This window comes from Azospirillum brasilense, from assembly GCF_001315015.1.
GTDB lineage: Bacteria > Pseudomonadota > Alphaproteobacteria > Azospirillales > Azospirillaceae > Azospirillum > Azospirillum brasilense.
In genome coordinates, this window is sequence record NZ_CP012914.1 from 2,084,751 (window position 1) to 2,107,466 (window position 22,716).

Here is a 22,716-nt window from a genome sequence, read left to right on the forward strand (position 1 = left end):
TCTACTCCCCGAAACATGGGATTGCGGTATGGCCGGGGACGATAGGAGGTGCACGGAGGCCCGTCAATCAGCCGCTCACGCGCAGCAGCGTCGCCTGGATGTGGCGGATGCCCGCCGCGTCGCAGATGTAATAGCAGACCGCCACCCGCCCGTCCGCCAGCACGGTCGCCCAGGGATAGCCGACGTCGGGCGACGGGGCGTCGTCGCGGATCACCACTTCCGGTGCGCTTTCCAGCGTCTCCCGCCGGCTGTCCCAGACGCGGGCGCGCACGCCGTAGGGCTGGTGGCGGTAACCGTAGACGACGAGCAGCCGCCCGTCCGGCAGCGGACAGGCGTCGTAGGGATGCCCGATGACCGCGCTCTCGATCCACGGTGCCCAGCTTTCCCCGAGATCGCGGGAAACCGAGGTGGCGAGGCGGTCGCCCAACCCGGTGGTGCGATGGAAGGCGACCAACTGTCCGTCCGCGGTCAGGTGCAGGGCGGTCTCGCAGAAACCGGCCCGCCCCGCGGGGTCGCGCGCGATGGTGCTGCGCAGAGCCCAGCTTTCCCCGCAATCACGCGAGGCGAACAGGTAGCTGGTGTAGGGGCCGCCGGTGTAGGTCGCCATCAGCAGCGTGCCGTCCGGTGCCTCCACCGCCCGCCCGCGCACGGCCCCGCCCAGCATCGGGCGCAGGCCGGGCAGGATCGGGCCCTGGTCCGGCAATTCCGGCAGGTAGCGGTGGTCCGACCAGCGCCGCCCGCCGTCGTCGCTGACCCGGGTGCTGCCGCCCCAGAACAGGAAGAAGGTGCCCGACGTTTCGGCGTTGCCCAGCAGGTGGACGCCCTTCTCGCGCAGCCGCAGGCCGTGGCGCGCCGACATCGGGTACCAGCCGAAGCTGCCCAGGACGATCCGCCCCGAACGCAGGGCCAGCAGGCTGGGGTCCTGGTCGCCGGCCTCCGGATCGGTGGGCAGCGGCTGCGGCGCGCCCTCAGGCTCGAAATCCGGGGTGAAGCGCTGGATCACGAGGTGGGAGCGCGAGTCCACATGGTCGACGCTGGTGAAGTCGCCGCTGCCCTCCGCCGTCTCCCCGTGCAGCCAACGATGGTCGCGGGCGCGCCGGAAGGCCACCAGCACCCGCCCATCGGCCAACGTCGCCGCGGACGGGAAGGACGCGTAGAAGCGCCGGTCGCTGTAGACGATGCGATGGGAAAGACTGTCGAGCATGCCCCTGGAATCCACCTTGCGCCCACGGCATTGGGGGCGCGCAGCCAATGTCCGGTTGCCGGAATGAAGGATTCCTTTACGGTGAGCGTGATCCCTTGGTAGTCACACCGCTTTCCGCAGCCCTGTCCGGCGAAGGTCATGACCGACGTGAGCACCGAAACGGCCGCCACCGCGAACATCCCCTACGGCCGCCACCGCGACCGCAACGACCTGTCGCGGGTGCTGCCGCTGACCACGCCCTTCTCGCTGCTGATCGATCCGTCGAATGGCTGCAACTTCCGCTGCGTCTTTTGCGCCACCGGCAACCCCGACCTGCTGAAGGAAATCGGCCGGCCGCGCGGCGCCATGAAGTTCGACCTGTTCCGCAAGATCGCCGACGACATCGCCGAATTCGACGCGCCGATCAAATCCGTCCACCTCTACAAGGACGGCGAGCCGCTGGTGAACACGCGGATCGAACACATGGTCCATCGTCTGAAGTCGCAGGGCCTTGCCCGCCATGTCGAGATGACCAGCAACGGCTCCCTGCTGACGCCGGAGCGGGCGGACGCCCTCCTGGCCGCCGGGCTGGACGCCATGCGCGTCTCCGTCTACGGGGCCAGCGACGCCATGTACAAGCGGGTAACCCGGCGCTTCGACCGCTTCCGGACCATCGTGGACAACGTGGCCTATCTTTACCGCCGCAAGACCGAGCTGGGCCGCGATTTCCATCTCCACTGCAAGATCATCAACGTGGAGTTGACGGAGGAGGAGCGGCAGAGCTTCATCGACACTTTCACGCCGATCGCCGACAGCCTGTTCGTCCATCCCCTGCATGGCGAAGCGCTGGCCGAGGAGAGCGCCTTCGCCGCCGCCCCCGACACGGCCCGCAAGGTGTGCTCCGAGCCCTTCCTGAAGCTGGCCATCAACTTCAACGGCGAAGTGTCGGTGTGCTGCGCCGACTGGCGCATGGGGACCATCGTCGGCAACGTCGCCGAGGAGTCGCTGCGCGACATCTGGAACGGCGAGCGGCTGCGCGATTTCCGGCTGAAGCATCTGGAAGGCCGGCGCGACGAGATCGAAGCCTGCCGCGGCTGCTCCTACGTCCAGACCCTGCCCGCCGACAACAATCTGGACGGCTTCGCCGCGGACCTCATCGCCAAATACCGGGCTTGAGCGCCCGCAAAGGCCCGCCTCAGGGCCAGCGCTTCGCGCGCAGCGGTACCGCGCCGGAGCCTTCCCTCGTCACCGTCCCGGAGTCCTGAGAATCCGCTTCCCGAGGGGCCGTTTCGAGCGCTCCCACCTCCAGGGGCCGGTCGGACAGCAGATCCTTGATCGGCACACCGAGCATTTCCTCCTGGTTCCGTTCCGCCTGCTCCAGCAGCTGGGCCGTGCGGTCCTGCCAGGGCAGCTCCAGCCCGCCCAGCCCGCGCACGGAACCACGCAGGCCGATGCCCAGCGCCTTCATCAGGTCGAACAGCGTGGCCTCGCTGAGGTCGCGGGTGACGACCCAGGCGTTGTGCGTGGTGTGGGCCACCCAATGGGCGTCGCGAAGCTGCTCCAGGATGCCGTCGATCAGCACCGTGCCAACCGGCACGCGTCCGACCAGCGTCCGCCGCCGCAGGCCGACGCCGAGCCGCGAACCCTCAAGAAGCTCGTGCAGGACGGCCAGCGCCAGCCCCAGCCGCTGGGCGGGCAGCAGCCCCTCCGGCCCGCCGCGGGTGATCTTGCCGGCCCGCCATTCGGGCAGCGAGGCGGTGATGACCGCGCCGAACAGCACGGTGGACCAGGCGATGTAGAGCCAGAAGAGGAAGATCGGCACGGTCGCCAGCGCGCCGTAGATGGTCTGGTAGGCGGGGAACTCCTTCATGTACATGGCGAAGCCCGCCTTGGACGTCTCCAGCAGCAGCGAGGCGACCGCCCCGCCGCAGGCGGCGTCCATCCAGCCGACGTCCCGGTTCGGGATGATGACGTAGAGCAGCGTGCAGCCGACCAGCTGCAGCATGAAGGGCAGGATCGCCCCGATCCCCACCAGCGGGTCGGCGAAGCCCTCCAGATGGGCGAACTGCAGCACCGCCCACAGCGTGCTGGACAGCGACAGGCTGGCGCCGGCGAACAGCGGGCTCAGAGACACCACCGCCCAGAAGGACAGGATGCGGGTAACGTAGGAGCGCGGCTCCCGCACCCGCCAGACGGTGGCGAAGGACCCTTCGATGGTCCAGATCAGCAGAACGGCGGACATCGCCAGCCCGATGATGCCGAACACCGGCATCTGCCCGGCGTTGGCCATGAAGGCCGCCAAGTACTGGAGAATGGCGTCGCTGTTCTCCGGCACGAGATTTTTGAACAGCAGCGTCTGGATGCGCGACTGCAGAGCATTGAAGGCGGGAAAGGCGGAAAAGATCGCGAAGCCGATGGTCATCAGCGGCACCAGCGCCAGCAGCGAAGTGTAGGTCAGCGAGGCCGCCGTCTGGAAGCAATTGTCGTTGTAGAAGCGCATGGAGGAATAGGCGATGAAGCCGCCGATTTCCCGAACGCGCACAAAGGGGTTCCACGCCCCTTTCGACGTGCCTTCGGTTTCAGCCACAGGACGCCTCCCGCCTTGGTTTGACCGGGCCGGTCTTTCGTGTAGGATGCGGCCCACTTTTCAAAGCATACTCTGGATGCACGAGGTACGGATGTCCAACCCGAAGCCGCTCATGGACGGCAAGCGCGGCCTGATCATGGGCGTGGCGAACGATCGGTCGATCGCCTGGGGAATTGCCTCCACGTTGGCGCAGCATGGCGCCGAGCTGGCCTTCACCTATCAGGGTGACGCGCTGCTGAAGCGTGTGAAGCCGCTGGCCGAGCAGGTCAACGCCCCGCTGCTGCTGCCCTGCGACGTCACCGACGAGGCCAGCGTCGACGCGACCTTCGCCGCCATCGAGAAGGAATGGGGCAAGCTGGACTTCCTGGTTCATGCGATCGCTTTTTCCGACAAGAACGAGCTGGACGGCCTCTATCTCGACACGACGCGGGCCAACTTCCTGCGCACGATGGACATCTCCTGCTACTCCTTCACCGCGGTGGCCCAGCGCGCCGTCCCGCTGATGAAGGACGGCGGCAGCCTCCTCACCCTCTCCTACTACGGCGCCGAGCGCGTGATGCCCCACTACAACGTGATGGGTGTCGCCAAGGCCGCGCTGGAGGCGAGCGTGCGTTACCTGGCGGTCGATTTGGGCGGTCGGGACATCCGCGTCAATGCCATCTCCGCCGGTCCCATCAAGACGCTGGCCGCCAGCGGCATCGGCGACTTCCGCTACATTCTGAAGTGGAACGAGCTGAACGCCCCGCTGAAGCGCAACGTCACCATCGGCGAGGTCGGCGGCGCCGGCCTGTTCCTGCTGAGCGACCTCGGTACCGGCGTGACCGGCGAGGTGATGCATGTCGACTCCGGCTATCACACGGTCGGCATGGTGGCGGTGGACGCCGCCGCCGAGGTGTCGCAGCTCCTCGGGTCGCTGGGCGGCGCGGCCAAGCCCGCCTGATCCCAAGCCTGAAAGTCAACGGCGGGCGCGTCCGGTTCGTTCCGGAACGCCCGCCGGAAACGCCCTTACCCCATTTGAGACATTTTTTACCGACCATCGTATTACCTACTTTTGCGCACCGCAGCAGACCGCTATTCTTCACGCCTACGGAAGGTTGCGGAAGGTGACGGTCGGATGCGTGCACGGCGGCAATCGGATTCGGTGTCCCCGATTCTGGAGCAAATTCTCTACGGCGGCTCCAGCGTCTCGATGAATTTGATCACCATCACCCGTGACATCCCCGAAGAGAACCGCCTGTTCCGTGCCCGTGGGTTGAACAAGGCCATCCTGTTCAAGTATCCGAATTTCGACGAAGACGCCGACGACTACGCCAATCCCATCGCCGACGAGGACGAGGATGGCGACGCCGCGTCGCGCCCGGTCGAAACCGGCATCTACATTCCGCACAGCGTCGAACACACCGAAGCGGGCGGCCTTGCCATCTATCTGCGCGCCCGCAACAGCAACCTCCTGCTGGCGGAACAGTTCGGCATCGGCGAGGCCAACAGCGAAGCCGCGGCCGCGGACCTGCGCACCCTCACCCTGATCGACAGCGTGCCCTCACTGGACGCCTTCCTGCTGAAGGCCTGTTTCGAAGGCGAAAAGGTTCCGGTGGACAAGCGCCACTGGGCGATCAGCGATACCGAGGACCAGCAGCTCCGCCGCCTGATCCGGGCGCGCATCGAACCCATCGTGCGCAAGGCCATCGACGGCGGCGGCAACGGCGCCCAGAGCATCGAACGCTTCCTGGAGGCGATCTGGAATCCCGAACTTGAGGAGGCCGGTCTGTTCGTCTCGGCCTTCGGCATCGACCGCAGCGAAGCGGACCAGATCTTCAGCGCCTGGAAGGGCACGACCTTCTACGAGTACCAGCTCCGCCGCATCGCGCCGCGGGCGCGGATCATCCTGAACTGGCTAAAGTCGCGGGAGTGCATCCCGGTCGATATCCGCATGCACAAGCCCTATGAGACCCAGCTTCTGATGCACATCGAAAAGGTGGGCAAGCTGCTGGAAACCACGCTGCTGGACATCCGGCGGATCCTCGCGGATTACGAGACGAGCTTTTCCGCCTTCATGGCCGGCCAGCCGGAACCCTTCCGCGACTATCTGCGCAAGATCCGCTCCCATTACTGGCTGCTCGGCTACTGCGTCTCCGCCTTGACCAGCGTGTCCCACCTGGACGCCCGCTGCATGAAGAACAACCCGCAGCGCAAGCTCTACTTCGAAGCCACGCACAAGCTGCTGCGCCAGTTCGAGGTCGCGCTCGACCGCCGGCGTGAGCAGAAGGGAGCGTTCTAAGCCCCCTTGCGCTTGACGTACCGGCCGAAACGCCGCAAGAAACGCGCTCGACCGCAAAACCTGCGGTAACATCGTGTCGCATCGGGAGTCCTCGCCATGGCCGGCAACAGCTTCGGAACGCTTTTCCGCTTCACCACCTGGGGTGAGAGCCATGGGCCGGCGATCGGCGTGGTGGTGGACGGCTGCCCGTCGCTGCTCTCCCTGACCGAGGCGGACATCCAGCCCTGGCTCGACAAGCGCCGCCCCGGCCAGTCGCGCTACACCACCCAGCGGCAGGAGCCGGATCAGGTCAGGATCCTGTCGGGCGTGTTCGAAGGGCAGACCACCGGCACGCCGGTCTCGCTGATGATCGAGAACACCGACCAGCGGTCCAAGGACTACAGCGAGATCGCCGCCAAGTTCCGGCCCGGCCACGCCGACTACACCTATTGGAAGAAGTACGGCATCCGCGATTACCGCGGCGGCGGGCGCTCCTCGGCGCGCGAGACGGCCTGCCGTGTGGCGGCGGGTGCCGTGGCGCGCAAGGTGCTGGGCGATGGCGTGACCGTCCGCGGCGCGCTGGTGCAGATGGGTCCGCACAAGGTGGATCGCAGCCGCTGGGATTGGGCGGAGGTCGACAACAATCCCTTCTTCTGCCCCGACCCGCAGGCCGCCGCCGAATGGGCCGATTATCTGGACGGCATCCGCAAGAGCGGCTCGTCGATCGGCGCGGTGGTCGAGGTCGTGGCCTCCGGCCTGCCCGCCGGGCTCGGCGACCCGCTCTACGACAAGCTGGACGGCGATCTCGCCCGCGCCATGATGACCATCAACGCCGTCAAGGGCGTGGAGATCGGCAACGGCTTCGAGGCCGCCACCCTGACCGGCGAGCAGAACGCCGACGAGATGCGCGCCGGACCCGACGGCGAACCGGAGTTCCGCTCCAACCTCGCCGGCGGCATCCTGGGCGGCATCTCCACCGGACAGGACGTCGTGGTGCGCTTCGCCGTGAAGCCGACCAGTTCCATCCTCACCCCGCGCCAGACGGTCGATCTGCAGGGCAAGGACACCGACATCCTGACCAAGGGCCGCCACGACCCCTGCGTCGGCATCCGCGCGGTCCCGGTCGGCGAGGCGATGATGGCCTGCGTTCTGGCCGACCATCTGCTGCGCCACCGCGCCTACGCGCGGGGCTGAGCCCGATGCGGGGACGCAGGACGGCGGCGTGGCGTGGCGGCGTGATGGCGGGCTTTCTGCTGGTCGCCGCCCTTCCCGCCGCCACCCAGGCCCAATCCCAGACCCCGGCCTACCGCGAGCATGCGGAGACCTTCAAGGACTGGCGCCTCTACTGCCAGATCTGGAGCGAACCGCGGCGCGTCGAATGCGAACTGCTTTCCCGCCCCGGCAGCGACCGGCGGTCGCGCCTCGTCTGGCTGCGTTCCAGCGAGCGCTGGCTGGAGGGGATGCGCTTCCGGCTGGACGAGCAGACGATGGACCTGTCGAAGATCGTCCGCGTCTGGGTGGACCGGGCGCTGTTCCGTCCCGAATACCCGTGCGAACGCTTCGAATGGGAAACCAACACCTGCGCGGTGGTCGATCCGGAGACCAACGCCAAGCTGGTCGAGCGGCTGACTCCCGGCAAGGAGGTTTCCGCCGTCGGCTCCGCCCCGGCGGGCGGCAAGGCGGAGGTGCGCTTCTCCCTGACCGGCTTCAAGACGGCGCTGGAGCGCATGGAGGAGATCCGCCGCGAGGCGGGCATACGCTGGAAATAACGGCGGCGCTCAGGCCGGGTCGCCCTCGCTCTCCGGCTTGGCGTACTTTCTCTTGGCACGGTCCAGCGAGGCGAGAAGCTGCTGGCCCATCGCCCCGCCGTCGCCGCTGATCCGCCCGGCCATCACCGCCTTGATGGCGTCCACATGGGCCTTCAGCAGCAGGCGCTCGTTGCCGGTGACGGCCGGGAAGCCGCCCTGCGTCGCCTCGTAGAGCGACTTGGCGATGCGGGTGATCAGCGGATAGCCGAAGATGCCGCCCTGCCCGCGCATCTCGTGGGCGGAGCGGTTGATCTGCGCCATCAGCGCCGGGACCGCAGCGGAGTCCCCGCCCAGCCGATCGACGCGGCGGGCCAACTCGTCCACCTCTCCGGCGATCCAGGTCGTGTAATCGCCCGCCCGGTTCTGGATCTCCGCCTCCGCCGCCGCCAGCACCTCGTCGGACAGCGTCGGCACCGGGTCCTTCGGCGCGATGCCCATCTTGGCGCCCAGCCGGTTGGGCAGATCGAAATGGACGACCGGAAAGCGGTCGATGCCCGCCGTCTTGGAGGCACTGTGCACCACCAGGATTTCCCTGGGGCCGGTCATCCGGCAATCCATCGCCACCGGGCGTTGCGTCCGCCGCCGGTCCGGTCCGAAGTACCCCTTGGCGAGCACGAAGCGCCGCGGCCGGGCGATGGCTGCCAGCAGGCGGCTGGCGATGATGGCCGCCGAAAAGGGCTTGGCGATGAAGTCGGTGGCGCCCAGGTCGCGCGCCTGCTCCACATAATGGCGGTCGGCGGCGCCGGACAGCATCAGCACGGGCAGGAAGCGGTCCGGCGATTTCGGGCTGCAGCGCAGCCAGCGCAACAGCATCAGCCCGTCCACCTCCGGCATCACCAGATCGGTGATGATGACGTCCACCGGCGCCGTGCCGGGCGGCAGGGCGGCCCGCCGCTCCTCCAGGAAGCGGATGGCTTCCGCGCCTCCGGCCTCGGCATGCACCGCGCCAACCCCGATGGTGCGCAGGGTCGCGGTCAGCACGTTGCGGATGAAGGCGCTGTCCTCGACCACCAGAACCGAGAGGAGGCCGAGCTTGGGCGCGCCTTTGCCACCCGGATCGTTCATCGACGGAACCACTGCATTGCAAAGGGATGCAGTCTTCGCACGGGCAATGGCCGCTTGGCGAGACACAACTTGGGAAAGGCTGGGTTGCAACTCCCCGGCGAAGCGCCCTGCCGCCCTGACCGGAGGTGGGGCTTTGCGAAGCGCCGCCGCCCGGCTACCCTGTCGGTCAAAACAGCATCGACCACAACGACGCCAACACACCGGAGGAGAGCACCGCGATGCCGCAGCCCGATCACGTCATGGCCCTGCCCGTTCCCGAGACGCCCGACCTCGACCCGGACATGGCCGCGCTCTTCGCCAAGTGCGAGGAGAAGCTGGGCTTCGTCCCCAACGTGCTGCGCGCCTACAGCCTGCGCCCGAAGAAGCTGCGCACCTTCGCCCAGCTCTACAACGAACTGATGGTCGGCGAGAGCGGCCTGTCCAAGCTGGAGCGCGAGATGATCGCCGTGGTCGTGTCCTCGGCCAACCATTGCTATTACTGCCTCGTCGCCCACGGGCAGGCTGTGCGCAAGCTGTCCGGCGATCCGGAGCTGGGCGAGATGCTCGCCTTCAACTATCGGGCCGCTAAGCTGGAGCCGCGCCAGCGCGCCATGCTCGATTTCGCGTGGAAGCTGACCAAGGAGCCCTGGACCATGGGCGAGCCGGACCGGCAGGGGCTGCGCGACGCCGGCTTCGGCGAAGAGGACATCTTCGACATCGCCGACACCGCCGCCTTCTACAACATGTCGAACCGCGTCGCCTCGGCGGTGGACATGATGCCGAACCGCGACTACCACAAGCAGGACCGCTAAACGCTGGACCGCCATACGCTGGACCGCTGACGCCGTGCAACCACTGGAGCCGCCCGGATGCTGAGGTTCTTTGTCCGCCTGTTCGCCCTCATCGGCTTCCTCGTGGTGGCCGCCGTGGTCACCGGGGTCGTGCTGGCGGTCCGGCACGAGCCCTCCCTGCCTGAGACCGTGGTGCTGGAGTTGGACCTCCGCGACCCGCTGGCGGAAGGGAGCGTGGACCGGCTGGGCAGCTTCCTCGGCCACGAGACGACCTTCCAGGAGGTGCTCGACGCGCTGGAGCGTGGGCGCACCGACCCGCGGGTGAAGGGCGTGCTCGCCCGCTTCGGCGGCGACGGCGCCAGCTTCGCCCAGGTGCAGGAACTGCGGGCGGCGGTGGAGCGGTTCCGCGCGTCGGGCCGCTTCGCCATCGCCTTCGCCGAATCCTACGGCGACACCGGGGCAGGCAACCGCTCCTACCTGCTGGCCAGCGCCTTCGACGAGGTGTGGATGCAGCCGTTGGGGCTGCTCGGCCTGACCGGCCTGTCCGCCCAGATCCCCTTCGCCCGCGGCGCGCTGGACAAGCTGGACATCCAGCCGCAGGTCTTCCAGCGCGAGGAGTACAAGAGCCTCGCCGACAGCGTCATGCGGACGGACTTCACGCCCGCCCACCGCGAGATGATGGAGTCGCTGCTCGGCGACCTGACCAACCAGATCGTCGACGGGGTGGCGGTGAGCCGTCGCCTCCCCCCCGCCGCCGTCAAGGCGGCGATGGACCGCGCCCCCCTGATCGACCGCGAGGCGGTGGACGCCAAGCTGGTCGACCGTCTGGGCTACGCCGACGAGGCGCGGGAGGAGGCGCTGCGCCGCGCCGGGGCGGCGCCCGGCGCCGACACCATGGAGGCGGCGGACTATCTGGGAATCGCCGGCCCGCCCAACCGCAGCGGCCCGACCATCGCGCTGATCCATGCCACCGGCACCATCACCGGCGGCGACAGCGGCAAGCCCGGCTTGGGCGAGGTCACCGCCGGATCGGAGACGATCGTGTCGGCCATCGAGGACGCGGTGGACGATCCCGACGTCAAGGCCATCCTGTTCCGCATCGACAGCGGCGGCGGCAGCGTGACCGCGTCCGAAACGATCCGCCGCGCCCTGGTCAAGGCCCGCCAGTCGGGCAAGCCGGTGATCGCCACCATGGGCGGCACGGCGGCGTCCGGCGGCTATTGGATCGCGCTGGCCGCCGACCGGATCGTCGCCTCCCCCGCCACCGTGACCGGCTCCATCGGCGTGGTCGCCGGCAAGATGTCGGTCGCCGGCCTGTCGGAGCGGCTGGGCGTGCATTGGGGCGTCCTCGACACCGCGCCAAACGCCGGCCTGTGGTCGCCCTTCCGCCCCTTCGGCCCCGCCGGGGAGGAGCGGCTGAACGCCATCATCGACAGCAGCTATTCCACCTTCCTGTCCCGCGTCGCGGAGGCGCGGCACCTCACCCCGGAACAGGCGCGGGACGCCGCCAAGGGCCGCGTGTGGACAGGCGCCCAGGCCAAGAACCTTGGGCTGATCGACGAGTTGGGCGGGGTCGCCACCGCGCTGACGCTCGCCAAGCAGGCGGCGAAGCTGGCGCCGGACGATCCGGTTACCGTGACCGGCTATCCGCGCCCAAAGCCGCTGATTCGAGAAATCCTCGACATCGCCTCGGGCAAGGGCGATCTGGTGGAGGCCGTGGCGGTGCTGGCTGGGCTGCGCCCGGCGCTGGCCGAACTGGCCCCGCTGGTCAAGGCGGCCCGCAACGGCGCGGTGGAGGCGCGGATGCCGCCGCTGGGCCTCGAACGGTAGAGTACTCGGATAAAATCCAGGCCGGCGGAACGACCGCCGGCCTGCAGAAGAGTGGCTGCGTTGCGTCGTGACGAAGGGGCGTCGTCAATGGCGCGTCGCAAGCCCCACCGAGCAGAGCATCATCAACGGACCTGCGCTGGTCCTGTTTTCACTTTCCAAGTAACTCTGAAATCCCGGCGAGCAAACCAGCCGCGCGATTTCGTCCTTTGAAAAGACCGGCAGGAAGGGATTGTTCGACAGCTCCTCGTAAGCAGCCCTGGCCACTACTCTCAGGTTAAGCGGAATCGCCGCGATATATCGGTCGAGAGCACATTCGTCCTCGCGCTCCATCTGGCGCACTCCTTTCCTACGTTTCTCATGATTAGTGGCTACGGATTAAAGATTGCGCAAAGCGCCAATCGCGTAAAGCGACATAAGCAAACGAGGCAACAGATCCTGCACAGTGTTGTGCCCGTATCACATCATACGTTCTGGGTAAGCTGTGCGCTGGTAGCAAATCCCATCGATTTTTATCTTTCGCCCCCGTCATGAAGCGCGGCGTTCGGAGAAAGGAATGAGACACCAGGACACATTGAATTCACGCAATCCCACTCAGGACATTGAAAGGAAATGGATATGGAAAATCACTGCACATTCGAAAGTCTCGATTGAGCGATCCACCGAAGCTGAAATCGAAAATTATTAAGCGCATCATCAAAAATCCATTGGTCATATGCGTAACGTCAAGGACAGAACACACCCCGCTCCACGCCTGATCTTGCGAATGCCGGTGCGATGCAGCTCCTCAAGGGATGGATTGTCCGGATTGACTGGCATGGGTGCTTCCTATATAGCCCCTAAACCATTCGCCGTTTCAAAACCGCCGGCGCGCACGGAAAAGGAAAGGCACCGTGCGAGCGAGGGTTTGAATGTCACGGTCAGACGGCAAATAATTCAGTAGGCCGTCCTTTTACTCCCGCAGACCTGAAGTGCTCCGTGGAACCAGAAGACAACGATCACCCCATTGCCGACGCCACCACGACGCCCGACGAGGGTGAGGAAACGGTGTCCGTCTATGGTCCCTATCCGGAAGGCCGGGATCGGGTCTGTTGCATCGTCGGCATCGGCGCCTCCGCCGGCGGGTTGGAAGCGCTCCAACGCTTCTTCGACAATGTGCCCGGTGAGAGCGACCTCGCCTATGTCGTGGTCCAGCACCTGTCGCCGGTTCACAAGAGCCTGATGGTCGATCTTCTGGCCAAGCACACCGCCATGTCGGTGGTGCAGGCCGCGGACGGCATGGCGGTGGAGCGCAACACCGTCTATCTGCTCCCGCCCGCGAAGCATCTGTCCATCGAGGACGGACGGTTGATCCTGACGGCCAAGGACGCCGCCGGGGGCATGAGCCTGCCCATCGACATCTTCTTCACCGCTCTCGCCAAGGACCAGGGGCCGCGGGCGCTGGGCGTGGTGCTGTCCGGCACCGGCTCGGACGGCACACGCGGCCTGCTGGCGATCAAATCGGCGGGCGGCTTCGCCGCCGCGCAGGACCCTGAATCGGCGCAGTTCGACGGCATGCCGCGCAGCGCGATCGCCACCGGGCAGGTGGACGTCGTGAAGACGGCGGACAAGCTGCCGGGCTGCCTGATCGAACACGCCGGCCGGGTGCTGTCCCGCAACCTGCCCGTCCCGGCCAAGCCGCAGGAGCGTGACAACGACCCTCTGGCGCAGATCGTTGCGGCCATCCGCTCGGTCACCGGGGTGGATTTCTCGCACTACAAGCTGGCGACCCTGCTGCGCCGGATCGAGCGGCGGATGCACACCGCCGGCCTCGATTCGATGAGCGACTACGCCGCCCTGCTCCGCCGCAACAGCGCCGAGACGGTCAGCCTCTACAAGGAGATGCTGATCGGCGTTACGCGATTCTTCCGCGACGAGGGCGCCTTCGCGTCGCTTGCCGACAAGGTGATCCCAACCCTGCTGGCCAAGCGCAGCCCCACCGACATGGTGCGCGTCTGGGTCTGCGGCTGCGCCACGGGCGAGGAGGCCTATTCCATCGCCATCCTCTTCGCCGAGGCGCAGGAACGGATGGGACGGTCCTTTGACGTCAAGATCTTCGCCACCGACATCGACCAGGACAGCATCGAAATCGCCAGCCTGGGCGAATACCCGCGCTCCATCGCGGAGGACGTGTCGCACGACCGGCTGACCCGCTACTTCTCCGCCCGCGGCGACCATTATCTGGTGTCGCGCGACATCCGCCGCATGGTGGTCTTCGCCGCCCACAACATCATGCGCGATCCGCCCTTCACCAAGATCGATCTGGTGAGCTGCCGGAACCTGCTGATCTACATGGACTCGCCGCTGCAGCGGAAGGTGCTCAGCCTGTTCCAGTACGCGCTGCGGCAAAGCGGCTTCCTGTTCCTGGGCACCAGCGAGACGCTGGGCGACCTGTCGGCGGAATTCCACGTCCTGGACAGCCGGAACAAGCTGTTCCAGAGCCTGCGCACCGGGACCCACCGGCTGTCGCGGTTGCTCGTCCCCACCGTCGCTTCGCCGGTGCACCGCCACGGCGACGAGACCATGTCGCAGGCGCAGGAGGAAGGGGCCGCTATCGACGAGGCGATCTCGACCCTGATGCGGGCCTATGTGCCGCCCAGCCTGCTGGTCAACGAGCAGATGAACATCATGCACGTGTTCGGCGAGGCGTCGGCCATCCTGAAGGTGCCGCCGGGCGAGGCGACGCTGAACGTGCTGAAGCTGCTGCCCTCCTCGGTCTCCATGGTGGTGGGGACCGCGCTGACGCGGGCCTTCCGCTCCGGCGAGGAATTCGCCCTGTCGAACATCCCGGTGAAGGACCGCGAGGGTTTGCCCGCCGTCAGCCTGCGCGTGAAACCCTTCGTCGCCCGCAAGACCGGCCGGCGCTTCGCGCTGATCGTGCTCGACCCCAGCGCCCCGGCGCTGGCCTTGCCGGACAGCGATTTCGACTTCGACACCGACACCGCGGAGCGCATCCGCGGGCTGGAGCAGGAGCTGGTTTCCCGCGGCGAGAATCTCCAGGCCACCATCGAGGAGCTGGAGACCGCCAACGAGGAACTCCAGGCGACCAACGAGGAGCTTCTTGCCTCCAACGAAGAGTTGCAAAGCACCAACGAAGAGTTGCAGTCCGTCAATGAGGAGTTGTACTCCGTCAACGCCGAGTATCAGGCGAAGGTGGAGGAGCTGACGGAGGTCACCAACGACCTGGACAACCTGCTGCGCTCGACCGAAATCGGCACGGTGTTCCTGGACAGCGGCATGGTGATCCGGCGCTTCACCCCGGCGGCGGCGCGCTTCATCAACATCATCCCGCGCGACGTCGGGCGCTCGATCTCGCACCTGTCGACCAACATCGAGTATCCGGATTTCCTCAAGGACATCGAACGGGTCTTCCACAACCACAATCCGGTGGAACGCCACGTCCCGGTGCGCGGCGACCGCTGGATCCAGACGCGGATCCTTCCGTACCTGACCGAGAAGAACCATGTGGCCGGTGTGGTCGTCACCTTCGTGGACGTCACCGCCGCCAAGGCCGCGGAGCACAGGCTCCAGACGGTCCTGGACAGCCTGCCCGAGCATGTGGCGGTCATCGATTCCAATGGCGCCATCACCATGGTCAACCACGCCTGGCGCATGTTCGGCGAGAAGAACGGCGCCCCTGCGCTGGACCGCTGCGGGCCGGGAACCAATTATCTTGATGTCTGCAGCGCCGAGGACGGAACCGAAGGCGAGGACATCGCCCGTGCCGTGAACGACGGGCTGCGCCGGATCCTGTCCGGCGACATCGAGCAGTTCACCATCGAATACCCTTGTCATTCCGACACGGAGGAGCGCTGGTTCATGATGCACGCCTGCCGTCTGGCCGGATTGTCAGGGGGAGCGGTGGTCAGCCACATCGACATCACCAACCGGAAACTGATGGAACTGCGCGCGAGCGGACGGCGGAACGGCCTGAAGAAATCCGGACCATTCATTGCCAAGGACCCGGCGGCCGGAGGCGCGGCGTGAACGGATTCCGCAACGAACGGCTTCGCAAGCGCGCGGAACAGGCCCTCAATTCGGGCGGCTTCGAAGGGGCGGAGGTCTCGGCGACCACGCTCAAGGAAGTCTTGCACGAGCTGTACGTCCATCAGGCCGAGCTGGAAATCCAGAACGAGGAACTGCGCACCGCCCAGCAGGCGCTGGAAGCCTCGCGCATCCAGTATCTCCAACTCTTCCAGTCGGTGCCGCTGGCCTGCTTCACCATCAACGCGGCGGGCATCATCTGCGAGGCCAACGTCGCCGCGGAGCGGCAGTTCGGCCTGCCGCTCCGCCGGCTGAAGGGTCGCCCGCTCACGCTGATGGTGGAGTCGCTGGACCATGGCCGCCTGTTCACGGCGCTGGCCCGGCTGCGCGACTCCGGGCAATGGACGCGCCAGGAATACGCCTTCGTCGGTGCCCACAGCGCCATCGACGGGCTGACGGACGCCCGGGTCATCGAGCTGGAGGCCGGACCGGACGGTGTCGACAAGGGCGACGTCCTGCTGACCATCACCGACGTGACGGAGCGCAACGCCTGGGTCGGCGAGCTTCAGAACGCCCGCGACGAGGCGGAGCGCACCCGCGCCGCCTACCACCACATCCTTCAGGCGGTGGCCGACGGGATCTGCGGCCTGGACGCGCGCGGCGCCGTGACCTTCGTGAACGCCGCGGCACAGTCGATGACCGGTTTCGGCGCCAGCGAGCTGGTCGGCCGCTCCTTCACCGCGCTGATCGGCGGCGACGCGGAGGAGGAGAGCCGGCGCGCCTTGACGCTGTCGCTGGCCGACGGGCTGGTCCGGCAGGTGTCGAACGGGCGTTTGCGGCGCCAGGGCGCCGTCGATTTCGTGGCCGAGTTGACCGTCTCTCCGATTCTCCAGAACGGGGCGATCACCGGGGCGGTGGTGGCCTTCCGCGACGTGACCGCCCGCCGCGCCGCGGAACAGGCGCTGGCGGAGAGCGAGCGGCGGCACCGCACGCTGGTCCAATCCCTGTCCGAAGGGCTGGTGATGCGCTCGGTGGACGGCACGGTGATGGTCGCCAACGCCATGGCGGAACGGTTGATGACCGGGCCGACGGGCGTGCTGCTCGATCCCTGCGCCCACCCGCTTGAAAGCCGCAAGCCGGGCGATCGGACGGGCCGGGCGGCGCGGCGGCGCTTCATCGGCGCCGACGGCGCCCGGCTGACCGGACTGCCACCCGCCGCCAAGGCGGTGGACAGCGGGAAGCCGGTGGTCGAGCAAATCGTCGGCATCGCCGAGGGCGACGAGGCGGCGGCCCCCACCCGCTGGCTGCGCGTCTCCAGCCACCCGGTGCCGGGCGCCGACGGACGGCCCGAGGCGGTGGTGTCCAGCGTCACCGACATCTCCGCCATCAAGTCGATGGAGCGCGATCTGAACGTTGCGCTGGACGCCAAGGAACGCTTCATGGCGGCGGCCAGCCACGACCTGCGCCAGCCGGCCCAGGCTCTGACCCTGCTGTCCGGCCTGCTGCTGAAGGAACCGATCCCCGAGGACGCGCGGCGCATCGCCACCCAACTCCGCGACACCGTGGCCTCGCTTGGCGGGCTGCTCGACTGCCTGCTGGACATTTCCAAGCTGGAGGCCGGCCTCGTCACCCCGCACAGCGCTCCGGTCGAGGTGGGAACGATCATGGAGCGGCTCCACGGGGAGTTCCGGGCGGTCGCCGCCTCCTCCGGGCTGGCGCTGCGCACCGTGCCGGTGCGGCTGGGCGTCTGCACCGACGGCGGCCTGCTGGAGCGGGTGCTGCGCAACCTGCTGACCAACGCCATCCGCTACACGCGGCAGGGCCGGGTTCTGTTCGGGGCGCGGCGGCGCAACGGAGCCCTGCGGTTCGAGGTGTGGGACACCGGCATCGGCATTCCGGAAAACCAGCTCGACCGCATCTTCCAGGACTTCTACCAGATCGGCAACGCCGCCCGCGACCGGCGGGAGGGGCTGGGCATGGGGCTCAGCATCGCGCGGCGCCTCGTCCACATGCTGGGCGGCACCATCGAAGTGACCTCGACATCGGGCAAAGGCTCCTGTTTCGCCGTCACCCTGCCGCAGGCGGCGATTCTCGACCAGCGGCACTGCGGCGATTCACCGGACGACTCCGCCGCGAGAATTGGCGAGGCGGACGGCGACGCCTCCGTCCTGCTGGTCGAGGACGACGCGGTGATCCGCATGGCGCTGGCCCTGATGCTGGACGGCTGGGGCTACCGGGTGACCGAGGCCGGTTCGGTGGCGGAAGCTCTGGAGCTGGTGGACGGCGCGCTGATGCCCGATCTGGTGCTCACCGACTACCGCCTGCCGGACGGCGACACCGGGCTGATGCTGATGGACACGCTGCGCCGCCGCTTCGGACCCGACCTGCCGGGAGTGCTGCTGACCGGCGACACCTCCTCCGAACGGCTGCGCGAGGCCGCCGGTGCGCAATGCGCCCTGCTGCACAAGCCCATTCAGCCCGACGACCTGCGCCGCACCGTGCGCGCCAGCCTGGAACACCGTGACGTGGAGACGGAAACGACGTAGTCGCTGCCCCTTGCCCCCTCCCCGGCCCTCCCCCGCTGACGCAGGGGAGGGAGATCGGTCCCCTCCACCTCGAAGAGGGGGAGGGTTAGGGAGGGGGCAACGTCAACAGCTTTACGGACGCTCCAGATCGGCCTGGGTGGCGCGCTTCAGGTGGTTCAGCCGCTCCTCGGCCTCGTTGCGGGCGTAGGGGCCCTCCACATCCATGCCGAAGCTCACATAGAAACCATCGGCCTGGGCGATGTGGGTTCCGACGGGCAGATACTCGTCGGTGGCCTCGTCGTTGCCGATGATCGCGCCGTTCCGGATTTCCACGATGTGCGCCATGACCCGCTCCCCCACCGTCGTTGGTGAACACCATCGGTGTTCAACGGCGGCGGTCCCGTCCGGGTTCCTTACGCTTGCTTCCGCCGCACCAGCCGGTCGAGCCGCAGCCGGTGCCGCCGGTCGCTGAGCCGCCGCACCGTCGCCAGCGAGGCCGCCAGCACGCCCAGCCCGGTCGCGCCGGAGATCAGGAACATGATGAGGATCTGGTACTTCACCGCCTCCCCCGGATCGACGCCGGAAAGAATCTGGCCGGTCATCATGCCGGGCAGGGCCACAACCCCCATGGCCGCCATGCTGTTGATCGTCGGCATCAGCGCGGTGCGCAGCGCATGGCGCAGGATGGGCCGCAGGGCCGTCCAACGGGTATGGCCGAGCGCGAGCTGCGCCTCGATGGCCGCCCGCTCCCGCGCCGCCGTCGCGGTCAGCGTGTGGAGGGCCAGCCCGACCCCGCTCATCGCGTTGCCCAGCACCATGCCCAGCATCGGAATGGCGTAGCGCGCGTCCCACCATGGATCGGGCCGCACCGCGGTGGACAGGCCGAGCAGCAGGACGATCCCCGCCGCCGTCCCCATCGCCCCGGTGCCAATGCCGTAGGACCACCAGCCGGTCAGCCGCCGCTCCTGCCGGGCCATCGTCTCCTGGCCGGCGAACAGCAGCATGACCAGCGCCGCCCCCAGGGTCAGCCAGGGCGACTCCAGGGCGAACAGCCGGGTCAGCACCAGCCCGACCAAGGACAGCTGGACCACCATCCGCAGTGCCGCCACCAGCAGCGGCCGCGCCAGCCCCAGGTCCAGCGCCATGGACAGTCCGCCGTTGACCAGCAGGAGCAACGCCGCCACGGCGAGGTCGGTGTAATGCAGGGTCACCAGCATCGCCCTACCCCTCCGTCACCACGCCATCCGCAACGTGCAGGTGCCGCCGGGCCATCCGGGCGGCCTGCTCCGGCGCGTGGGTGACGATCAGCAGCCCGGCCCCGCGGGCCAACTCGGCGCGCAGCAGCCCCTCCACCCGCTCCGTCGCCTCGGCGTCCAGCGGTCCGGTCGGCTCGTCGAGCAGAAGCACCTCCGGCCCCTGAACCAGCGCGCGGACCAGCGCCAGCCGTTGCCGCTCCCCCGTGGACAGGCGGGCGACCGGCCAGTTCATCACCTCTTCCGGCAGGCCCAGCGCCCCGGCGAGCGCCGCGGCGCGGTCCGGCTGGGAGAAGTGGGCGCTCACCCGATCCTCCCACCAGCCCGACTCGGCGGCAACGTAGGTCACCCGGCGGCGCCAGAGCGGCGCGGGCATGCCTTCCCGAAGATCGCCGTTCAGCCGCACCTCCCCGGTCGACGGGTCGAGGTCGGCCACGGCGCGCAACAGCACGGATTTCCCCGAGCCGGATTTCCCCTGAACGGCGACGCACTCGCCGGCCTCCACCTGGAAACTGGCGGGCTTCAGCACGGTCGTGGACAGGTTGCGCACGCTCAGCATGGCGGGGTACGGCGACTATTCCGGAAGGTGGAAGGGGAGATTACCAGCCATTCATGGCGGAGTCCTTGCGCGGAACGTCTCGGGGGCTATGGTACGCCCCACCGCTCATTCCGGCCTGAACCGAGACCATGACCGACGCCTCCAACGACCACGCCGTCTTCACCCACCGCGAAATCATGCGGGTGTTCAGCGGGGTGGCGCTCGCCATGCTGATGGCGGCGATGGACCAGACCATCGTCGCGACGGCCCTGCCGACCATGGCCCACGACCTGGGAAGCCTGGAGAACCTGCCCTGGGTGGTCACCGCCTATCTGCTGGCCTCGACCTCGACCACGCCGATCTACGGCAAGCTGAGCGACCTCTACGGGCGCAAGCGGGTGCTCCAGGTGGCGATCTTCCTGTTCCTGGTCGGGTCGGTGCTGTGCGCGCTGGCGCAGAGCATGGGGCAGCTCATCCTGTTCCGCGGCATCCAGGGGCTGGGCGGCGGCGGCCTGATGGCGCTGGCCTTCACCATCATCGGCGACGTGGTGGCCCCGCGGGAGCGCGGGCGCTACCAGGGTTACATCGGCGGCATCTTCGCCCTGTCCAGCGTGGCCGGGCCGCTGCTGGGCGGCATCTTCACGGAGCGGCTGAGCTGGCACTGGATCTTCCTCATCAACCTGCCGCTGGGGGCGGCGGCGCTGCTGATGACCAGCCGGGCGCTCGACCGCCTGCCGGCGGGACGGGCGAAGCCGACCATCGACTATCTCGGGGCGGCGCTGCTGATGGGCACGGTGACCTCGCTGCTGTTCGTGGTGTCGCGCGCCGGCGTCGCCCTGCCCTGGACCTCCCCGACGATCCTCGGCCTGTGCGTGCTGGGCCTCATGATGCTCGGGGTCTTCCTGTGGCACGAGCGGCGGGTGGAGGAACCGATCCTGCCGCTCCACCTGTTCCGGGAGCCGGTGGTGGCGGTCGCCAACCCGGTGGTGGCGGTGTCGGCCATGGTGCTGTTCGCCGGCATCGTCTATCTGCCGCTGCGCTCGCAGCTCGTCGCCGGGACCAGCGCCACGACGTCGGGCTTCCTGCTGCTGCCGATGGTTCTGGGCATGGTGCTGGGCGCCGGGGGCGGCGGTCGGCTGATTTCCAAATCCGGCCGCTACAAGGTCTTCCCGCTGGCCGGGCTGGCGCTGGCGGCGGTGATGTATCTGGCGCTCGGCCTGTCGCCGACGGTTTCGGAGAGCGGGCTGTGGTCCACGCTGATCCTGGTGCCGCTGGGCATCGGGCTGGGTCTGGTCATGCCGGTGATGACGGTCGCCGTGCAGAACGCGGTGGACCGGCGCGACCTCGGCGCGGCCACGGCCTCGGTCGGCTTCTTCCGCTCGCTCGGCGGGTCGGTCGGCGTGGCGGTCTTCGGCGCGGTCTTCGCCGCCGACGTCGAGGCCCGGCTGAACGCCGCCGGCCTGCCCGGCATCAGCGGGCGCGAGGTGATGGAGCGCGGCCCGTCCGCCCTGGCCAATCTGGCCCCCGCCGCCCGTTCCACCGCCCAGTCGGTGTTCGAGCACGGCTTCTCCACGCTGTTCCTGCTGGCCGCCGGGCTGGCCGTGGTGTCCTTCGTGCTGACCCTGTTCCTGAAGGAGCTTCCCCTGCGCTCCGCCGCCGACGCCGCCAAAGCCGGGGCGGAGGTGGCCTAAGGGTTGTGGGGGTCGCCTACGCCTTGTCCTCGCTGGGGAAGTGCCGCCCCTCCCCCAGCTTGTCCTCGATGTAGAGCATGTTGACCAGCACCAGCATCACCACCGCGAAGGGCGTCGCCAGGAACATGCCCATCAGCCCGAACAGCACGCCCCCGGCCGCGATGGCCGCGATGGTGATGACCGGAGGCAGGTCCACCACCTTCTTCTGCATCAGCGGCATGACGACGTTGCCCTCGACCTGCTGGATCGCCAGGTAGAGCAACGCCACCCACAGCGCCTCCTGCGGTGATTGGGCAAAGGCGATGAGGATCGCCGGGACCGCCGCCAGGAACGGGCCGATCAGCGGAACGAATTCCAGGAGCGCCGCCAGCAGGCCCAGAGCCGGGGCGCTCGGGATGCCCAGCAGCAGCAGGCCCGCGGTGGTCAGAACGCCGACGATGGCCATGGCCGAAAGCTGCCCGATCAGCCACTTCCACAGCGAGTCCCCCATCACGTCCATCACCTCCCGCGCCCGCTCGTGGCCGCGCGGCGGCACCAGCAGGATGACGCCGCGCCGGTAGACGCCGGGCGAAGCGGCGAGGTAGATGGCCGTGAACATCACCACCACCAGATCGCCCAGGAAGAACATCACGCTCGATGCCACCGTCTGCAGCCGGTTCAGCCAGGAGGAGGCGTCCTGCCCCTGCTTCATGATCTGGTCGCGCAGCGAACCGGGAAGCTGCTGCACGGCCCCGCTGATCTGCTGGGAGAGCTGGTCGAACTGACTGACCACCGACTGGCCCATCAGCACGCCGCCGCCGATCAGAAGCACCGCCAGGAGCAGCAGCACGACGCCAAGCGACCAGCCCTGCGCAAGCCCCGTGTAGCGCCGCACCAGCCCGGCGATGCGCTGGAACAGGATCGCCAGAAGCACGCCGGCGAAGACCAGCAAGAGCGCATCCGCCACCTGCCAGGCCAGGAACAGCGTGCCCAGCACGCCGGCGGCGATCAGCACCTTCCAGGTGAACAGCTTCAGTTCGGTCGCGGTGTTCCGCCCGGCGGTTGCCGGCTCCCCAGCTTGCGCAGAGGCATGAAGGGGAGCCTGTCTGGTCGCGTCCATCGTTTCTTCCCGCCGTGTTGCCACCGGCATGCCGGTCCGATGGACAAACGCCGCCCGCAGGGAAGTGTTGCACCGTCAGCCCGCTAGCAC

General features: G+C 68.0%; 18 protein-coding genes. 10 read left to right on the forward strand and 8 right to left on the reverse strand.

All coding sequences use genetic code 11. The features are described from left to right. Positions 1-67 precede the first annotated feature (67 nt). A complete protein-coding gene (locus tag AMK58_RS09655) occupies positions 68-1,204 on the reverse strand; it encodes a sialidase family protein (RefSeq protein WP_035674825.1) in 1,137 nt (378 codons plus the stop codon). A gap of 138 nt (positions 1,205-1,342) precedes the next feature. Between AMK58_RS09655 and AMK58_RS09660 the strand changes: the two genes are divergently transcribed. Beyond that, positions 1,343-2,359: a radical SAM/SPASM domain-containing protein gene (locus AMK58_RS09660; protein ID WP_035674827.1), complete on the forward strand. Its 1,017-nt coding sequence runs from the start codon at positions 1,343-1,345 to the stop codon at positions 2,357-2,359. A gap of 19 nt (positions 2,360-2,378) precedes the next feature. Here AMK58_RS09660 and AMK58_RS09665 read toward each other — a convergent pair whose 3' ends face one another. Beyond that, positions 2,379-3,770: a YihY family inner membrane protein gene (locus AMK58_RS09665; RefSeq protein WP_236778099.1), complete on the reverse strand. Its 1,392-nt coding sequence runs from the start codon at positions 3,768-3,770 to the stop codon at positions 2,379-2,381. A 91-nt stretch (positions 3,771-3,861) separates the two neighbouring features. On the opposite strand from AMK58_RS09665, the gene fabI reads away from it, so the two are divergent. From fabI to AMK58_RS09685, 4 genes are all read left to right on the forward strand, one after another. Further along, positions 3,862-4,710, forward strand: a complete 849-nt coding sequence (gene fabI / locus AMK58_RS09670; RefSeq protein ID WP_035674831.1) for an enoyl-ACP reductase FabI — start codon at positions 3,862-3,864, stop codon at positions 4,708-4,710. Between the two features lie 201 nt (positions 4,711-4,911). Next, a complete protein-coding gene (locus tag AMK58_RS09675) occupies positions 4,912-6,048 on the forward strand; it encodes a hypothetical protein (protein WP_236778100.1) in 1,137 nt (378 codons plus the stop codon). A 96-nt stretch (positions 6,049-6,144) separates the two neighbouring features. Further along, positions 6,145-7,221, forward strand: a complete 1,077-nt coding sequence (gene aroC, locus AMK58_RS09680; protein WP_035674834.1) for a chorismate synthase — start codon at positions 6,145-6,147, stop codon at positions 7,219-7,221. A 5-nt stretch (positions 7,222-7,226) separates the two neighbouring features. After that, positions 7,227-7,796 carry an invasion associated locus B family protein gene (locus AMK58_RS09685; protein ID WP_035674835.1) on the forward strand — a complete coding sequence of 190 codons (570 nt, stop codon included), beginning with the start codon at positions 7,227-7,229 and terminating at the stop codon, positions 7,794-7,796. A 9-nt stretch (positions 7,797-7,805) separates the two neighbouring features. Here the strand turns inward: AMK58_RS09685 and AMK58_RS09690 are convergent, their stop codons facing one another. Beyond that, positions 7,806-8,900 (reverse strand): response regulator, encoded by a 1,095-nt coding sequence (locus tag AMK58_RS09690; RefSeq protein ID WP_059398841.1) that lies wholly within the window; start codon positions 8,898-8,900, stop codon positions 7,806-7,808. A gap of 218 nt (positions 8,901-9,118) precedes the next feature. On the opposite strand from AMK58_RS09690, the gene AMK58_RS09695 reads away from it, so the two are divergent. Next, positions 9,119-9,691, forward strand: a complete 573-nt coding sequence (locus tag AMK58_RS09695; protein WP_035674883.1) for a peroxidase-related enzyme — start codon at positions 9,119-9,121, stop codon at positions 9,689-9,691. A 57-nt stretch (positions 9,692-9,748) separates the two neighbouring features. Then, a complete protein-coding gene (sppA, locus tag AMK58_RS09700) occupies positions 9,749-11,500 on the forward strand; it encodes a signal peptide peptidase SppA (protein ID WP_035674861.1) in 1,752 nt (583 codons plus the stop codon). 84 nt (positions 11,501-11,584) lie between these two features. On the opposite strand, the gene AMK58_RS09705 is transcribed toward sppA, so the two are convergent. Further along, a complete protein-coding gene (locus AMK58_RS09705) occupies positions 11,585-11,830 on the reverse strand; it encodes a hypothetical protein (protein ID WP_051140297.1) in 246 nt (81 codons plus the stop codon). Between the two features lie 645 nt (positions 11,831-12,475). On the opposite strand from AMK58_RS09705, the gene AMK58_RS09710 reads away from it, so the two are divergent. Together AMK58_RS09710 and AMK58_RS09715 are read left to right on the forward strand one after the other, a co-directional pair. After that, complete coding sequence (locus AMK58_RS09710; protein ID WP_035674862.1) at positions 12,476-15,523, forward strand: chemotaxis protein CheB; 3,048 nt, start codon at positions 12,476-12,478, stop codon at positions 15,521-15,523. Next, positions 15,520-18,066, forward strand: coding sequence for a hybrid sensor histidine kinase/response regulator (locus AMK58_RS09715; RefSeq protein ID WP_035674863.1), 2,547 nt, complete (start codon positions 15,520-15,522; stop codon positions 18,064-18,066). Before AMK58_RS09710 ends, AMK58_RS09715 begins: the two co-directional genes overlap by 4 nt. 111 nt (positions 18,067-18,177) lie before the next feature. Here the strand turns inward: AMK58_RS09715 and AMK58_RS09720 are convergent, their stop codons facing one another. From AMK58_RS09720 to AMK58_RS09730, 3 genes are all read right to left on the reverse strand, one after another. Next, a complete protein-coding gene (locus tag AMK58_RS09720) occupies positions 18,178-18,390 on the reverse strand; it encodes a hypothetical protein (RefSeq protein WP_014240891.1) in 213 nt (70 codons plus the stop codon). Between the two features lie 68 nt (positions 18,391-18,458). Beyond that, positions 18,459-19,262: an ABC transporter permease gene (locus AMK58_RS09725; protein ID WP_035674865.1), complete on the reverse strand. Its 804-nt coding sequence runs from the start codon at positions 19,260-19,262 to the stop codon at positions 18,459-18,461. Positions 19,263-19,266: 4 nt separating this feature from the next. Next, on the reverse strand, positions 19,267-19,857 hold the full coding sequence (locus AMK58_RS09730) for an ABC transporter ATP-binding protein (protein WP_035674867.1): 591 nt from the start codon (positions 19,855-19,857) through the stop codon (positions 19,267-19,269). 128 nt (positions 19,858-19,985) lie between these two features. On the opposite strand from AMK58_RS09730, the gene AMK58_RS09735 reads away from it, so the two are divergent. Then, positions 19,986-21,527 carry an MDR family MFS transporter gene (locus AMK58_RS09735; protein ID WP_035674869.1) on the forward strand — a complete coding sequence of 514 codons (1,542 nt, stop codon included), beginning with the start codon at positions 19,986-19,988 and terminating at the stop codon, positions 21,525-21,527. A gap of 16 nt (positions 21,528-21,543) precedes the next feature. Here AMK58_RS09735 and AMK58_RS09740 read toward each other — a convergent pair whose 3' ends face one another. After that, the gene (locus AMK58_RS09740) at positions 21,544-22,626 is read right to left on the reverse strand and encodes an AI-2E family transporter (protein WP_059398842.1); all 1,083 of its coding nucleotides are present in this window, start codon (positions 22,624-22,626) and stop codon (positions 21,544-21,546) included. Between the last annotated feature and the right edge of the window lie 90 nt (positions 22,627-22,716).

Bases quoted from the DNA above. Each gene is read 5' to 3' on its own strand.
- AMK58_RS09660 (WP_035674827.1), top strand. From the start codon at position 1,343: ATGACCGACGTGAGCACCGAAACGGCCGCCACCGCGAACATCCCCTAC.
- AMK58_RS09725 (WP_035674865.1), bottom strand. From the start codon at position 19,262: ATGCTGGTGACCCTGCATTACACCGACCTCGCCGTGGCGGCGTTGCTC.
- AMK58_RS09695 (WP_035674883.1), top strand. From the start codon at position 9,119: ATGCCGCAGCCCGATCACGTCATGGCCCTGCCCGTTCCCGAGACGCCC.
- AMK58_RS09740 (WP_059398842.1), bottom strand. From the start codon at position 22,626: ATGGACGCGACCAGACAGGCTCCCCTTCATGCCTCTGCGCAAGCTGGG.
- AMK58_RS09735 (WP_035674869.1), top strand. From the start codon at position 19,986: ATGACCGACGCCTCCAACGACCACGCCGTCTTCACCCACCGCGAAATC.
- fabI (WP_035674831.1), top strand. From the start codon at position 3,862: ATGTCCAACCCGAAGCCGCTCATGGACGGCAAGCGCGGCCTGATCATG.
- AMK58_RS09730 (WP_035674867.1), bottom strand. From the start codon at position 19,857: ATGCTGAGCGTGCGCAACCTGTCCACGACCGTGCTGAAGCCCGCCAGT.
- AMK58_RS09685 (WP_035674835.1), top strand. From the start codon at position 7,227: ATGCGGGGACGCAGGACGGCGGCGTGGCGTGGCGGCGTGATGGCGGGC.
- AMK58_RS09720 (WP_014240891.1), bottom strand. From the start codon at position 18,390: ATGGCGCACATCGTGGAAATCCGGAACGGCGCGATCATCGGCAACGAC.
- AMK58_RS09655 (WP_035674825.1), bottom strand. From the start codon at position 1,204: ATGCTCGACAGTCTTTCCCATCGCATCGTCTACAGCGACCGGCGCTTC.
- sppA (WP_035674861.1), top strand. From the start codon at position 9,749: ATGCTGAGGTTCTTTGTCCGCCTGTTCGCCCTCATCGGCTTCCTCGTG.
- AMK58_RS09690 (WP_059398841.1), bottom strand. From the start codon at position 8,900: ATGAACGATCCGGGTGGCAAAGGCGCGCCCAAGCTCGGCCTCCTCTCG.
- aroC (WP_035674834.1), top strand. From the start codon at position 6,145: ATGGCCGGCAACAGCTTCGGAACGCTTTTCCGCTTCACCACCTGGGGT.
- AMK58_RS09705 (WP_051140297.1), bottom strand. From the start codon at position 11,830: ATGGAGCGCGAGGACGAATGTGCTCTCGACCGATATATCGCGGCGATT.